Below are 15,175 nucleotides of genomic sequence, written 5' to 3'. Positions count from 1 at the left end.
ATGTTTGAGGTTCTAACCCAGGTCCGTAATCCGGATCGGGGACAGTGTATGGTGGGTAGTTTGACTGGGGCGGTCTCCTCCCAAAGAGTAACGGAGGAGTACGAAGGTGCACTCAGCATGGTCGGAAATCATGCAATGAGCATAATGGTATAAGTGCGCTTGACTGCGAGACAGACATGTCGAGCAGGTACGAAAGTAGGTCATAGTGATCCGGTGGTTCTGTATGGAAGGGCCATCGCTCAACGGATAAAAGGTACTCCGGGGATAACAGGCTGATACCGCCCAAGAGTTCACATCGACGGCGGTGTTTGGCACCTCGATGTCGGCTCATCACATCCTGGGGCTGAAGCCGGTCCCAAGGGTATGGCTGTTCGCCATTTAAAGTGGTACGCGAGCTGGGTTTAGAACGTCGTGAGACAGTTCGGTCCCTATCTGCCGTGGGCGTTGGAGATTTGAGAAGAGTTGCTCCTAGTACGAGAGGACCGGAGTGAACGAACCTCTGGTGTTCGGGTTGTCACGCCAGTGGCATTGCCCGGTAGCTATGTTCGGACGGGATAACCGCTGAAAGCATCTAAGCGGGAAGCCTCCTTCAAGATAAGATCTCCCTGGGACTTCGAGTCCCCTGAAGGGCCCTGGAAGACTACCAGGTTGATAGGCTGGGTGTGGAAGCGTTGTGAGGCGTTGAGCTAACCAGTACTAATTGCCCGTGCGGCTTGACCATACAACAGAGATGGTTACTGACGACTGCTGAGCGGAGAGTGAAGACTGAGAGTGAAAGCTTGAAATCGAGACTCGAAGTGAAGCGGGATTGTGAAGTCAGAGAGACGCGCAGACGACGCTTGAAAGAGCGGCCTTGCGGTGTATTACTACAGATTGTTTTACCGACTTATTTGGGTTGACTGTAACGCTGGAAAATCAGCGGCAAACGGACAGTCAGACGGCAGTGCAGAGCAACCGCTCATAAGACCAAGCCAACCCAAGCCAGTTTGCCTGACGACCATAGAGCTGTGGAACCACCTGATCCCATGCCGAACTCAGTAGTGAAACGCAGCATCGCCGATGGTAGTGTGGGGTCTCCCCATGTGAGAGTAGGTCATCGTCAGGCTTCTAAATAAAAAAAGGGCCACCCAAGCGGGTGGCCCTTTTTTTTATTTACAGATTGCACAAACGCCTACTGCCGAACATCGTGACAAATCGGCAGGAAAGCCGATTTGGACGCCGCAGGCGCTCGTAGGGGCGCGGCACAGGGATGTGCCGCGATCAGAGTAGGGCCCCAGAGCGCGTTTGCGAAGCGCAGCTTCGCGCGCTCTGGGGCGACCGGCCAGGGATGGCCGGGCCGGGGCAGGATCGAACACTTAGAAGCCGCGCCAGGGATGGCGAGGCAGAAGTTAACAGCCTCTTCCTCACCGTACCGAATCCAACCCCGATCGCGGCCAGCGGCCGCTCCAACAGAATAATCTCACTCCCTCCCTGTAGGAGCGGCCCATGGCCGCGATCAGACTTTCCGACCGGATACCCGCCCCAGTTCACAATCCACACACCGGCATCCTGTTCACGGCGAAGGGCATCTACTATACTGCGGCACAACTTGTCGGAGTGCCTGTGGGCTGAGATCGCTGTAGCGAGATCCGTTGAACCTGATCGGGGTTATCCCCGCGTAGGAAACAAGATCTGAAGTCGCCATTTGTCGCGACTCCTCTCTCTTAAATCTGTCTGCCCCGGGCACTGCGGCGTCAATCTTCCGCAAGCCACAGGGGTCAGCATGTCTCAGGTTACCGATCAGCCCGCCCGCGCCGCCAAATCCAGCCGTGTCGCCAGTCGCGATTCCGCGAAATCATTTCTGGACAATCTCACCGCGCAGTCTTTCCCCAACTCCCGCAAGGTTTATCTGCAGGGTGAAACCCCGGATATTCGCGTGGGTGTGCGGGAAATCTGTCTCGGCGACAGTGTGGTGGGCGGCGATGAGCAGAATCCGGTACTGGAGCCCAACGCGCCGCTGCAGGTGTATGACACCTCTGGTCCCTACTCGGACCCGGAGAACAGGATTGATGTGCGGGAGGGCCTGCCCAAGTTGCGCCAGGCCTGGATCGAGGCGCGCGACGATACCGAGGTGCTCACCTCCCGCCAGGCCGCCTACAGCCAGAAGCGTATGGCGGACAGCGGCCTGGATCATATCCGCTTCGAAAACCTGCCTTCGCCGCGCCGAGCCATGGCGGGTATGAATGTCTCGCAGATGCACTATGCGCGTCGCGGTATTGTCACCCCGGAAATGGAATTTATCGCTGTGCGCGAAAATATGGGCCGCGCGCAGATTGCCGATGCGCTGAAGGAATCCCATTACCAGAAAGCCCGCGACGGAATCTATATTCCCGAACAGATCACCCCTGAGTTCGTGCGCCGCGAGGTGGCCGAGGGCCGCGCGATCATTCCGGCCAATATCAACCATCCGGAGCTGGAGCCGATGATTATCGGCCGCAATTTCCTGTGCAAGGTCAACGCGAATATCGGTAACTCCGCGGTGACCTCTTCCATTGAAGAGGAAGTGGAAAAGCTGGTGTGGTCGACCAAGTGGGGGGCGGACACTGTGATGGATCTGTCCACCGGCCAGAACATTCACGAGACCCGCGAGTGGATACTGCGCAATTCGCCGGTACCCATCGGCACAGTGCCCATTTACCAGGCGCTGGAAAAAGTCGACGGCGTCGCCGAGGACCTCAACTGGGAGGTGTTCCGCGATACCTTGATCGAGCAGGCGGAGCAGGGCGTGGACTACTTCACTATTCACGCCGGCGTGCTGTTGCGCTACGTGCCGATGACCGCCAAGCGGGTAACCGGAATCGTGTCCCGCGGCGGTTCCATTATGGCCAAGTGGTGCCTGGCCCATCACAGGGAGAATTTCCTCTACACCCATTTCGAGGAAATCTGTGAAATCATGAAGGCCTACGATGTGAGCTTTAGTCTCGGTGACGGCCTGCGCCCGGGTTCCATTGCCGATGCCAACGACGAGGCCCAGTTTGGCGAACTGCACACACTGGGCGAGCTCACCGAAATTGCCTGGCGGCACGACGTGCAGACCATGATCGAGGGCCCCGGCCATGTGGCCATCCACAAGATCAAGGAAAATATGGATGAGCAGTTGAAACACTGCCACGGCGCGCCTTTCTATACCCTCGGCCCGCTGACCACCGATATCGCCCCCGGCTACGACCATATCACCTCCGGTATTGGTGCAGCTCTGATCGGCACTTATGGCTGCGCCATGCTGTGCTACGTAACTCCCAAGGAGCACCTGGGGCTACCCAACAAAGAGGATGTTAAAGAGGGGCTGATGGCCTATAAGATCGCTGCCCATGCCGCGGACCTGGCCAAGGGACATCCGAGGGCGCAAATGAGGGACAACGCCCTGTCCAAGGCGCGTTTCGAGTTCCGCTGGGAAGACCAGTTCAATCTGGGCCTGGACCCGGAGCGCGCGCGCACCTACCACGATGAAACCCTGCCCAAGGAATCCGGCAAGGTTGCGCATTTCTGTTCCATGTGCGGGCCGAAGTTCTGCTCCATGAAAATTACTCAGGATGTCCGGGAGTATGCAGCCAAACAGGAAGCGGAGAAGGGCATGGAGGAGATGGCGATCAAATTCAAGGATATGGGCAGCGAGCTATATCACAAGGGCTGATGGACTTTGCTCGGAGCTTTGGTAGCAGAGCCTATTGGACTTTCTACTACTGTCAAAGCCGTAGGGTGGGCAAAGCGCAGCGTGCCCATCAACAGGGCCTGTGATGGGCACATCGCTTCGCTCCTTTGCCCATCCTACTGATAACGGAAGACGTTTAGTGACCGACAACAATGCCCCCCGAATCGCCATAGCCGGCGGCGGTCTGATGGGCCGCCTGCTGGCCTGGCGGCTGGCACAGCGCAACTGCGATATCAGCCTGTTTGAAGCGCGGGATTTCACCACGCCCAGCGGTGCCTGCTGGGCTGCCGCCGGGATGATCTCGCCGCTGTCGGAACTGGTGCACAGCCAACGGGAAGTGTATGACCTGGGTATCCGTAGCCTGGAGTTGTGGCCCGACTGGGCGCGGCAGCTGGAAACACAGAGCGGAAAGGCGGTGGAGTTTCGCCGCGCCGGCAGTGTGCTGGTGGCGCACGGGCGTGATAGAAGTGAACTGGAACACTTCCAACGAGAGTTGGCCGGTAAGCTGAGCGGCGATGAGAGTGCTCAGGTTCGCCCACTGGACAGGGGGCAGCTGCAACAACTGGAGCCGGTCCTGGAAAACTTCGAACAGGGGCTGTACCTGGAGAGCGAGGGGGACATCGACAATCGCCGCCTGTTGCCGGTGCTGTTGAACCTTCTGCGACAGCAGGGGGTTCACCTGCGCGAGCGCACGCCGGTGGAGTGCACTCCCGGTTGTGTGGAACACGGTGAAAGCAAGCTGAGTTTCGACTGCGTCATCGACTGCCGTGGCCTCGGCGCCAAGGGGCAGGTTGAAGGGCTGCGCGGCGTGCGCGGTGAAGTGCTGGTGGTGGAAACCCGCGAGGTCCAGTTGCAGCGGCCGGTGCGCCTGCTGCACCCGCGCTACCAGCTCTACGCGGTGCCGCGGAGCGGGGGGCAGACGGTGATCGGCGCCACGGAAATCGAGAGCGAGGATATGTCGCCGATATCGGTACGCTCCCTGATGGAGCTGTCCTCCGCGCTCTATTCGCTGCATCCGGCATTCGCAGAGGCCCGGGTTGTCGAATCCCGGGTCAACTGCCGTCCCGCCACTATGGACAATCTCCCCCATGTGCACGGCGAACCGCGGTTGGTGCGGGTCAATGGTCTCTACCGGCACGGCTATTTGTTGGCGCCGGCGCTGGTTGAGCGTGTAGAGAAACTGGTAATGCAACAATGTTTACAGGTGGCCTGATGCAAGTGCTAGTCAACGGGCAAGTGGAAAAGCTGGAGCGGCCGACGGATTTATCCAGTCTGCTGCAACGGCTGGGATACAGGGGTGAGGCGTTTGCCGTGGCCCTGAATGGGGATTTCGTGCCCAGGGCAGACTACGGGGAGACCCGGCTGAACGATGGCGACGCCCTGGATATCGTCGCCCCAGTGGTGGGTGGTTGACTATGGCGGATTTGTTGAAACTCTATGGCGCAACCTTTGACAGCCGTCTGCTGATCGGCACCGCGCTGTATCCCTCGCCGGCGATTATGCGCGAGTCGGTCGAAGCTTCCGGTGCGCAGATCATTACCCTGTCCCTGCGCCGGCAGAGCCCGGAACAACAGCAGGGCAAAATGCTCTGGGACTACATTCGCGAATCCGGCTGCCAGTTGCTGCCCAATACCGCCGGCTGCAAAACCCCGCGGGAAGTGATTGCGCTGGCGGAGATGTCCCGGGAAATTTTCCAGACCGACTGGCTCAAACTGGAAGTGATCGGCGACGATTACAACCTGCAGCCGGACCCCTACGGCCTGGTGGAGGCGGCGCGGGAACTGGTGCGGCGCGGTTTCAAAGTTCTGCCCTACTGCACCGACGACCTGGTGGTGTGCCGCAAGCTGCTGGATGTGGGCTGTGAAGTGCTGATGCCCTGGGGCGCGCCCATCGGCACCGGCCAGGGATTGCTCAATAAATACAATCTGCAGACACTGCGCGAGCGCTTGCCGGATACGCCGCTGATTATCGACGCCGGCATCGGCGCGCCCTCCCAGGCGGCGGAGGCGATGGAAATGGGCTACGATGCCGTTCTGCTGAACACCGCCATCGCCCGGGCCCAGGAGCCGGTGAATATGGCGCGGGCTTTCAGGCTCGCCGTGGAAGCCGGGCGCACCGCCTACAGTGCGGGGCTGATGTTGAAACGCCAGACCGCCAGCCCCAGCACTCCCACGCTGGATATGCCATTCTGGCAACAGGCGGATAACGCACTGCAGGAATAGCTGCTGTAATGACTATGAAAAGCAAACCCATCGTCTGGTCCATCGCCGGCAGCGATTCCGGCGGCGGCGCCGGTATCCAGGCGGACCTGCTGACCTTCGCCGATCTCGGCTGCCACGGCTGCACCGCGATTACCGCCAACACCGCGCAGAACACCCGCGAGGTGGCTGCGATCAATGCGGTGTCGCCGGAGATTCTGCTTTCCCAGTTGCAGGCACTGCAGCGGGACCTCTTTCCCTCCGCCATCAAAATCGGTTTGCTCGCCAACGGCGGACAGGTCGCCGCGGTGGCGGAATTCCTGCGCGGCCTGAGACAGATCAAAAAGGTCCCGGTCGTCTACGACCCCGTGGCCGTCGCCACCAGCGGCGCCGCGCTGACCGAAGGTTCCACCGGAGAAGTGGTGCTGCGGGAACTCCTGCCCCTGTGCGACCTGATTACTCCCAACCTGCACGAACTGGAGTGGCTGGCCGGCACACCAGTGGGCGGTGCGGAGCAGATCGCCGCTGCCGCCCGGCAGTTGCAGAGCCGCGGCTGTACTGCGGTCCTGGTGACCGGTGGTCACAGCGAGATCGTGCCCGGGGAAGTGGCCGACCTGCTCTGGGACGGCGAGGAAGCGGACTGGTTGATCGGTGGGAAAATTGCCTCCGGCTGCACCCACGGCACTGGCTGCACCCTGTCTTCCGCGATCGCCGCGTCGATGGCGCTGGGTTACCCGTTGCGCGACGCCTGTGTGGTGGCCAAGGCCACCGTGCAGCGGGGCCTTCGCCTCGGCAACGGGGAAAACATCGGCGGTGGCTCCGGTCCCGTTGGCCACTGTGGCTGGCCGGGCGAACTGGAGGATTTTCCGCAGATACTTTTACCCGCTGAGGAGCGGGCAAAAAAATACGGCTGCTATTCCGAAGAGGCCAATGCGCGGTTCGCACAGGGTTTTCCCCCGCCGGACAGCAATCGCCTGGGGCTCTACCCGGTGGTGGACTCGACGGACTGGCTGGAAAGGCTGGCAAAGCTGGGTGTGCGCACACTACAGTTGAGAATCAAAAATCCCGACACGGATTTGCGTGCGGAGATCGAACGCGCCGTGGCCATCGGCCGCGAATACGATCTACGCCTGTTTATCAACGATCACTGGCAACTGGCCATCGACTGCGGCGCCTATGGTGTACACCTGGGCCAGGAAGATTTGCAGACCGCCGATCTGGCGGCCATAAAAAATGCCGGGCTGAAGCTGGGAATCAGCACCCACGGTTTCTACGAATTGCTGCGCGCCCACCGCTACCGCCCCAGCTACCTGGCCATCGGTGCCATCTTCGCCACCAGTACCAAGGATATGAGCGGGCAGCTGCAGGGCGTGGGCAAGCTCGCGCGCATGGCCGCACTGCTGCCGGATTATCCGCTGGTGGCCATCGGCGGTATCAACTTGCAGCGCGCGCCGGAAGTTGCGGCCTCCGGTGTGGGCAGTATCGCGGTGGTCACCGCCGTTACCCAGGCGGCCGATTGCGCGCAGGCGGTGCGCCAGTTCCAGGCCCTTTTAGACGGATAGCTCCATGTTGAACCGCAAACAGTTACAGCGCTACAGCCGCCAGATAATGCTGCCCCAGGTGGGTGAGGCGGGGCAGGAAAAACTGGCGCGGGCGCGGATAATGATCATCGGTCTCGGCGGCCTAGGCAGTCCGGCGGCCCTGTACCTGGCCGCGGCCGGGGTGGGTGAGATTCACCTGGTGGACGGCGACCGGGTGGAAATTTCCAACCTGCAGCGGCAGATACTCTACAAAACCAATCACCGCGATAAAGACAAGGCCCAGGTCGCGGCGCAGCAACTCACCGCCGCCAATCCGGAAATCCGCCTGCACGCCCACGCGCGCATGGCGGACGAGCCCTGGCTGCGCGGCCAGTTGCCCTCGATAGACCTGGTGCTCGACTGCACTGACAACCTGGCCATCCGCCATACCGTCAACCGCGTGTGTCGCGAACTCCGACGGCCGGCGATCATGGCCTCGGTGCGGGGCTTTTCCGGGCAACTGGTCAGTTTCGATTTTTCATCCGATCCCTCGCCCTGCTATGCCTGCCTGTTTCCTCCTCAGGAGAGTGAAGAAGCGGTGGAGAACTGCTCCACAGCGGGGGTAATGGGGCCGGCGTTGGGTGTTGTCGGCAGCATGCAGGCGCTGGAGGCGATCCGCTGGATTCTGGGTCTGCCCCTGGCCAGCTGCGGACGGCTGCAGCTGTTCGAGGCGGAGACCCTGGAATTGCGGTCGCTGCAACTGCAAAGGGATAATGACTGCCCGGTTTGTGGCACGAAAGGCAGATGACAGAGTACAGAAGACAGATGTGCAGGAACTCCCTCGTCGTGGCGTTACTTTTGCTTTCCACCGCCTGCTCGCCGGATGAGCCGGCTGTTGACACAGCGGCGGAACACAACCCGCGCACCAGCCGGGAAGAGATACAGGAAATCTATTTGCGCAGTTGCCACAGCTGCCACGCCACTGGCGTGGCCGGAGCGCCGCGCACCGGCGACACCGATGCCTGGGCACCGCGCCTGGAACAGGGCATGGACACCCTGGTGACTCATGTCGAAAAAGGTTACCAAGCCATGCCGCCCCGCGGCCTCTGCTTCGACTGTACACGGGAGGAGTACGCCGCGCTGATCCGCTTTATGGCTGAAGACAGGGATCAGTGATGAATGGCACAAAGTTAAGCGGAAAATCCGAGCCCCTGTAGGATGGGCAAAGCGTAGCGTGCCCATCAAGGTCTCGGAAGATGGGCACGCTGCGCTTTGCCCATCCTACAAGGGGTATCTGCTTAACTTGGTGCCACCCCGATCAGTTAGGGAACTTCTGAACAACCGGGAGGCAATATATGCTTGCTTTTACCCAGCTGTATCGTCCTACCTTTTCCTTCGTATTGTTTTTTCTGAGTTTCGTTCCTTTCGCCGACGCCGCCGGAGAACAGCCGCTGCCGGACAAGCTGTCACTCAGCGAATGGAAGGTGCCTTGGGGCGGCCGCCCGCGGGACCCTTTTGTAGACAGCAATGGCGATGTGTGGTTTTGCGGCCAGTCCGGCAATTATATCGGTCGCTTTTCCCCCGCCAGTGGCGAGTTCAAAAAATTTTCGGTACCCGATGGCAGTCATCCCCACAACCTGATCATCGACGATCAGGACCGGGTCTGGTACGCGGGCAATCGCAATGCGCATATCGGCCGCCTCGATCCGCAGAGTGGCGAAATCCGTCGCTTTGCCATGCCGGAGGGAATCGAGGACCCGCACACCATGGTGTTCAACCGCGAGGGCAATATCTGGTTTACCGCCCAGCACGGCAATCGCATCGGCCTGCTGGATGTCAAAACCGGCGAAGTGAAAGTGGTGGAGCTGCAGTCGGCAAAGGCGCGCCCATACGGCATAAAAATGGATGCACAGAACCGCCCCTGGATTGCGCTGTTCGGCACCAACAAGCTGGCCCGGGTGGATCCGAAAACCCTCGCCCTGACAGAGATAACACTGCCGCGAGCCGGGGCTCGGCCGCGCCGCCTGGAAATCGATGATGACGGCAACATCTGGTATGTGGACTACACCGACGGCTACCTGGGCCGCTACGTCCCGGCCTCGGGCAAATTTACCGAGTGGCGCCTTCCCGGAGCCACGCCGCGCCCTTACGGCACCGCACCGGACGACAAGGGCCGGCTGTGGATCGTCGATACCGGGGTGATTCCCAACCGCATTCTCGGCTTCGATACCGCGACGGAAAAGTTTATCAGCGCCACCGAGGTGCCCAGCGGCGGCAACGTGCGGCATATGATGTTCAATAAGGCGGATGGCAGCTTCTGGTTCGGTGTGGATGCGGGTTATCTGGCGCAAGGTAAGCCAATACCATAGTGGATAGCTATTGGTGAGTTTTAGTTTATTAATTTCTCATGAGGTTTCCGGCCAATTACCATGGTCCCCAATGAATTTTATCCCTTGAAAACGGAGAGTTTGAGCATGAGCACTATCGATATCGGCATCGGCGCGCAGGACAGGGAAAAAATCGCCCAGGGGCTGAAGCGGCTGTTGGCGGACACCTACACCCTCTACCTGCAGACCCACAATTTCCACTGGAATGTCACCGGCCCCATGTTCCGCCAGCTTCACCTGATGTTCGAGGAACAGTACACGGAATTGGCCACGGCGGTGGACGATATCGCCGAGCGGATACGCACCCTGGGCGTAATGGCGCCGGGCACCTACCGGGCCTTTTCCGAACTGGGTTCGATCAAGGAGGTGGAGCAGGTACCACCGGCGGAGGAGATGCTGGAGATCCTCACCCAGAACCACGAGCAGGTGGTCAGAACCTGCCGGGATGCTCTCAAGGCCGCCCAGGCGGGCGACGATGAATCCACCATCGCGCTGGTCTCCGACCGTATGCGGGTGCATGAAAAAACTGCCTGGATGCTGCGGGCGATGACGCAATAATACTTTTGGTATTCGGCATCCGGTATTCGCCACCCGTCCCGGGGCGAACTTTGCGTTCGCCCCTCCGCTTTTCCTGCATAGTCTCCCAATAACCCCGCTTCTCCCTCCGCGGTGCAAAATTTCTCTTGCACTCGATTACTGTGTGGTGCACAGTAAGTACTGTGTGGTACACAGTATGGAGGGCAAGGTGACGCTTGCGCCGGACCGTCTGAACAAACTGATTATGGAAATGCGCCGCGGGGTGGTGATCCTGGCCGTGCTGCGGGCGCTGGGCAGTTCCCATTACGGCTATTCCCTGCGCAAACGCTTGGCCGCCATTGGCCTGGAAATGGACGAGGGAACTCTCTATCCGCTGCTCAGGCGGCTGGAGGACCAGGGGCTACTGACCAGTGAGTGGAAGCTCCAGGACGGCCGCAAAAGGCGCTTCTACCGAATCAGTGAAGACGGCGAAACCGCCCTGCAACAGATGGCGGCGGAGTGGCGGAAGCTCAACGGCGCCATTGAACAACTCGGGGAGAAAACGTGATGGATTGGCTGCAACGCTATGTCGATAACGTGAAAACCTATCTGCCGGGCGGGATGCGGGAAGACGTCGGCAGTGAACTTTACTCGGACCTGCGGGACCAGTGCGACGACATGGCCGACAGCCTGGGGCGCGCACCTACGGAAGCGGAGGTGCTGAGCCTGTTGAAACGGAGGGGGCACCCGATGGAGGTGGCAGCGGCCTACCGGCCGCACAGGACCCTGGTCAGCGAGGCTCTTTTCCCTCTGTATATCCAGGTGCTGAAATGGGTGTTCCTGGCGGTGATCATCGCCAACGGTGTCGTCACCGCACTCGGGTTGTTCAGCCAGCCGGAGCCGGACTTTACCCGCGCCGCCGTGCATTGGCTGACCGGCACTTTCGACGCCGGGTTGCACTGCTTTGCCTGGGTGACCCTCGGCTTTTACCTGGCCGGCGAGAGCATCAGCTACAGCGATTTCTTCGGCAAATGGGATCCGCGCAAACTGCCGCGGATCGCCGACCCGGACCATCGCATCAGCCAGTTCGAAAGCGCGGCCGAGCTGGTCGCGATACTGCTCTTTATGGCGTGGCTGAACGATGTCTTTACCTCGCTGCAGGGCGGTGCCATGTTTGTCTTTAGCGACGGAGTGCAGACGCTGCTGCCCTGGTTGAATATCGCTGCGGGGCTCAGCATTCTGATGGCCCTGGGCAAGTTGTTCTCCCCTTTCTGGACCCGGGGGAAGCTGGTCGCCGACGCTTTCCTCAATGCCGGCTGGCTGCTGCTGCTCGCGCTGCTGTTCAACCTGGAGCAGGTATTCACTTTTCAGTGGGGCGATACGGCTGCCGACCAGTGGGAAATGCCATTGAAGAACTGGCGGATCATCACCGGCATCTTGCTGGTCATAACCGCCTGGGATCTGCTCAAGAATGTTCGTCTCTATCTGCGTTCGCCCGGCTGAGCGGAGGAGGGCGGTTGTTCCCTCGGCCCGCCGGTGACCAACTCGAGAAAGGCCTGTGCCGGCGCCGAGATGTCTCCCCGGCCGCGCAGTAGTACGCCGACCTGCTGTGCCACCACCGGCCCCGACAGCGGCAGGCATTTCAGTCCACAGTCGCGCATCTGGCTTTCGCACAGGCTGGGTACCGCGCTTGCGCCCAGGCCCACACTGACCAATTGGCCGATAGTGCTGAGCTGGTTGGCCTCGCACAGCAGGCGCACCGCTTTTCCGCTACTGGCAAAAGCCTGATCGGTCCAGCGGCGTATCGCGGAGCCGCGGTTCATGGCGATAAAGGGTTCCGCCGCCAGGTCCGCCCAGCGCAGGGACTTCCGCTGTGCCAGTGGGTGGCCCGGTGGCAGCACGGCGACAAAACGATCCTCGCCGCAGGGCACAAATTCCAGCCCCGCCAGGTCGTCCGGTCTGAAGCTGATGCCCAGTTCCACACGCCCTTCCAACACCGCCTGCAGCACCCGCTCCATCACGATATCCTCAAGCAGGATATTGATTTCCGGGTGCAGGCTGTGAAACCGCGCCAGCAGGTCGGGTAGTCGGTTGAAGGCAAAGGCGGGGATCACCGCCAGCGACAGCTGCCCGCGCTGCAACCGGAATCGCTGCTGGATGGCATCCAGCGACTGGTCCCAGGTGCGCAGCAGCTGTTCGGCGCGATCGAGGAATTCCCGCCCCTCCGGCGTCAGTGCCAGCTGGCGGCTGTCGCGGTTGAACAGCGGCCCGCCTGCGGCGGACTCCAGATTGCGGATCGCCACCGACAGTGCCGGCTGGGAGATATGCAACTGGGCGCTGGCCTCGGCAAGGCTGCGGGTTCTGGCGGCGGTGACGAAGGCGCGCAGTTGTTTGACGGTGGCGCTCAGGCAAACCTCCTTTTCGGTACCCTGCCCCTTTGTAGGAGCGGCCCATGGCCGCGATCAGTCTGTGCTACGAAGCACAGACCGCTGATTCGCGCCATCCTTGGCGCTCACCCTTCGGGCGCCTTCGGCGTCCAAATTTGTTCCCAACAAATTTGTCGCGGCCATGGGCGGATGGCCGCCCCGCCGCTCCTACAGGTGAGTCGGGTTTGTTAAATAAAATTTAATAAATATTAAAAAGTTTAAACTGTTTTTAATAGTCAGGCCAAGGCATGATTGCCCGAGCAATACAGTCGCCAATAATGTGCGACCCTTGAGAATAATGAACGGACAAGGTCAGCCGAGATGAGCAACAATTCCCAGCCCCTGTGGCAGCCCACGCCCGAAGCCATCGCCGCCACCCAGATGGACCAGTTCCGCCGCCGGGTAAACGAGCGCTACCAGCTCGAACTGGCGGACTATGCAGCGCTTTACCAGTGGTCCGTGGACCGGCGCGAGGATTTCTGGAACGCCCTGTGGGACTTCGCCGGGGTGATCGCCAGCGAGCGCGGCGAACAGACCCTGGGTAGTGATGAAATGCCCGGTGCCCAGTGGTTTCCGGAGGCGCGGCTGAACTTCGCCGAGAACCTGCTGCGCTACCGGGACGAAAGAATCGCCCTGGTTGAGCGGCTGGAAAATGGCAGCCGCCGGCAGCTGAGCTACGCGGATCTCTATGTAAAAGTGGAACAACTGGCCGCCGCCCTGCGCGACCAGGGAGTGGGGCAGGGCGACCGGGTGGCGGGCTTTATGCCCAATGTGATCGACACCGTGGTGGCCATGCTGGCCAGCACCAGCATCGGCGCCGTCTGGACCTCCTGCTCGCCGGACTTCGGTATCAACGGCGTGTTGGACCGCTTCGGCCAAGTGGAACCCAGGGTGCTGTTCGCCTGCGAGGGTTACTTCTACAACGGCAAGACCATCGACTCGCTGCCGCGCCTTAAGGAAATTGCCGCGCGCATCGATTCGCTGGAAAAACTGGTGGTAGTGCCGGTGGCGCGCAGTGCCGGCGAAACCGCGGCGGCCATCGAATCCCTGGACAAGGCGGTTGCGCTGGAAGACTTTGTGGCCGCTGCGCCCGGGCGGGCCCTGGAATTCGCGCAAACCGAATTCAACCATCCCCTCTATATCATGTATTCCTCCGGCACCACCGGCATGCCCAAGTGCATAGTCCACGGCGCCGGCGGCACACTGCTGCAGCACTTGAAGGAGCACCGGCTGCACTGCGACCTGAAGCGCGATGACGCGCTGTTCTATTTCACAACCTGCGGCTGGATGATGTGGAACTGGCTGGTGAGCGGTCTCGCCTGCGGCGCCACCCTGGTGCTGTTCGACGGTTCGCCCTTCTATCCCGCGGCGGAGAGCCTGTGGGACATGGCGGACGAGGAGGGCATCAGCGTGTTCGGCACCAGCGCCAAATATATCGCCGCGCTGGAAAAGTCCGGCCGTAAACCCCGCGAGAGTCACAAGCTGGAAAAACTGCGCGCGCTGCTCTCCACCGGCTCGCCCCTGGCCCACGAGGGCTTCCGCTATGTGTACCGGGATATCAAGGCGGACCTGTGCCTGTCGTCCATTTCCGGCGGCACCGACATTGTCTCCTGCTTCGCGCTGGGCAACCCGGTGCTGCCGGTGTACGCCGGCGAGCTGCAGTGCCGCGGCCTCGGCATGGCGGTGGAAGTCTGGAACGAGGAGGGAAAAGCGGTGATCGGGGAAAAGGGCGAACTGGTGTGCACCAAATCCTTCCCCTCCATGCCCACCGGCTTCTGGAACGATCCGGATGACGCCAAGTACCGCGGCGCCTACTTCGAGAACTGGCCCGGAATCTGGGCCCACGGCGACTACGCGGAGATCACCGGGCACGGCGGGGTGATTATCTACGGCCGCTCCGATGCGGTGCTCAACCCCGGCGGCGTACGCATCGGCACCGCGGAGATCTACCGCCAGGTGGAAAAGGTGGAGGAGGTGCTGGAGAGCATCTGCATCGGCCAGGAATGGCGCGGCGACGTGCGCGTGGTGCTATTCGTGGTACTGCGCGAGGGCATCGAACTCGACGAGGAACTGGTGCAGAAAATCCGCAGCACCATCCGCGCCAACACCACCCCCCGCCATGTGCCCGCCAAGGTGGTTCAGGTGGCGGATATCCCCCGCACCATCAGCGGCAAGATCGTGGAACTGGCCGTGCGCAATGTGGTGCACGGCAAACCGGTGAAGAATGTGGAGGCGCTGGCCAATCCGGGGGCGCTGAAGCTCTACGAAACCCTGCCCGAGTTGGCTACAGAGTGATCTGTAGCAAAGCCCTGTGCCCGCCCAGCGGGCCTTCGGCCCACATGCCGAGCTGGGCTCGGCGCTCCCGGCACTCGCCACCAACCACCCAAATACGCTACCCTAACGCGCAATATCAATCCCGAAATTCTCACGGATGAAT

13 protein-coding genes, 2 rRNA genes and 1 riboswitch (1 of these 16 only partly in view) are annotated in these 15,175 nt (G+C 61.0%); of the genes, 14 read left to right on the top strand and 1 reads right to left on the bottom strand.

Annotated features, from left to right (window positions below):
- From PP263_RS08740 to PP263_RS08680, 13 genes are all read left to right on the top strand, one after another.
- Nucleotides 1–721 (top strand): 23S ribosomal RNA (locus PP263_RS08740); it begins 2,311 nt to the left of the window's first position.
- Between the two features lie 268 nt (nt 722–989).
- A 5S ribosomal RNA gene (gene rrf / locus PP263_RS08735) occupies nt 990–1,105 on the top strand.
- Nucleotides 1,106–1,582: 477 nt separating this feature from the next.
- A riboswitch (TPP riboswitch) is annotated at nt 1,583–1,681 on the top strand.
- A gap of 81 nt (nt 1,682–1,762) precedes the next feature.
- Complete coding sequence (gene thiC, locus PP263_RS08730; RefSeq protein ID WP_308368018.1) at nt 1,763–3,673, top strand: phosphomethylpyrimidine synthase ThiC; 1,911 nt, start codon at nt 1,763–1,765, stop codon at nt 3,671–3,673.
- Nucleotides 3,674–3,830: 157 nt separating this feature from the next.
- Nucleotides 3,831–4,904, top strand: a complete 1,074-nt coding sequence (gene thiO / locus PP263_RS08725; protein WP_308368017.1) for a glycine oxidase ThiO — start codon at nt 3,831–3,833, stop codon at nt 4,902–4,904.
- Nucleotides 4,904–5,104, top strand: a complete 201-nt coding sequence (thiS, locus tag PP263_RS08720) for a sulfur carrier protein ThiS (RefSeq protein WP_308368016.1) — start codon at nt 4,904–4,906, stop codon at nt 5,102–5,104. The genes thiO and thiS overlap by 1 nt, the downstream gene beginning before the upstream one ends.
- Before the next feature lie 2 nt (nt 5,105–5,106).
- Entirely contained in the window at nt 5,107–5,913 is an 807-nt protein-coding gene (locus PP263_RS08715; RefSeq protein WP_308368015.1) for a thiazole synthase, read from the top strand.
- 8 nt (nt 5,914–5,921) lie between these two features.
- Nucleotides 5,922–7,451, top strand: a complete 1,530-nt coding sequence (gene thiE / locus PP263_RS08710; RefSeq protein ID WP_308368014.1) for a thiamine phosphate synthase — start codon at nt 5,922–5,924, stop codon at nt 7,449–7,451.
- Nucleotides 7,452–7,455: 4 nt separating this feature from the next.
- Nucleotides 7,456–8,217, top strand: coding sequence for a HesA/MoeB/ThiF family protein (locus PP263_RS08705; RefSeq protein ID WP_308368013.1), 762 nt, complete (start codon nt 7,456–7,458; stop codon nt 8,215–8,217).
- Between the two features lie 38 nt (nt 8,218–8,255).
- Complete coding sequence (locus PP263_RS08700; protein WP_308368011.1) at nt 8,256–8,585, top strand: c-type cytochrome; 330 nt, start codon at nt 8,256–8,258, stop codon at nt 8,583–8,585.
- Between the two features lie 179 nt (nt 8,586–8,764).
- Nucleotides 8,765–9,778, top strand: coding sequence for a lyase (locus PP263_RS08695; RefSeq protein ID WP_308368010.1), 1,014 nt, complete (start codon nt 8,765–8,767; stop codon nt 9,776–9,778).
- Nucleotides 9,779–9,883: 105 nt separating this feature from the next.
- Nucleotides 9,884–10,354 (top strand): Dps family protein, encoded by a 471-nt coding sequence (locus PP263_RS08690; protein ID WP_308368009.1) that lies wholly within the window; start codon nt 9,884–9,886, stop codon nt 10,352–10,354.
- A gap of 163 nt (nt 10,355–10,517) precedes the next feature.
- Nucleotides 10,518–10,880, top strand: a complete 363-nt coding sequence (locus PP263_RS08685) for a PadR family transcriptional regulator (protein WP_308368008.1) — start codon at nt 10,518–10,520, stop codon at nt 10,878–10,880.
- The gene (locus tag PP263_RS08680) at nt 10,880–11,815 is read left to right on the top strand and encodes a hypothetical protein (protein WP_308368007.1); all 936 of its coding nucleotides are present in this window, start codon (nt 10,880–10,882) and stop codon (nt 11,813–11,815) included. The genes PP263_RS08685 and PP263_RS08680 overlap by 1 nt, the downstream gene beginning before the upstream one ends.
- Here the strand turns inward: PP263_RS08680 and PP263_RS08675 are convergent.
- Nucleotides 11,794–12,699, bottom strand: coding sequence for a LysR family transcriptional regulator (locus tag PP263_RS08675; RefSeq protein WP_308368585.1), 906 nt, complete (start codon nt 12,697–12,699; stop codon nt 11,794–11,796). The two genes, PP263_RS08680 and PP263_RS08675, sit on opposite strands and share 22 nt — an antisense overlap.
- A 420-nt stretch (nt 12,700–13,119) precedes the next feature.
- Here PP263_RS08675 and PP263_RS08670 point away from each other — a divergent pair, with 420 nt between their 5' ends.
- On the top strand, nt 13,120–15,033 hold the full coding sequence (locus PP263_RS08670; RefSeq protein ID WP_374693720.1) for an acetoacetate--CoA ligase: 1,914 nt from the start codon (nt 13,120–13,122) through the stop codon (nt 15,031–15,033).
- The last annotated feature ends 142 nt before the right edge of the window (nt 15,034–15,175 follow it).

It is taken from the genome of Microbulbifer sp. TB1203 (genome assembly GCF_030997045.1).
Classification (GTDB): domain Bacteria; phylum Pseudomonadota; class Gammaproteobacteria; order Pseudomonadales; family Cellvibrionaceae; genus Microbulbifer.
This window is presented reverse-complemented; position numbering and strand designations above follow the sequence as displayed.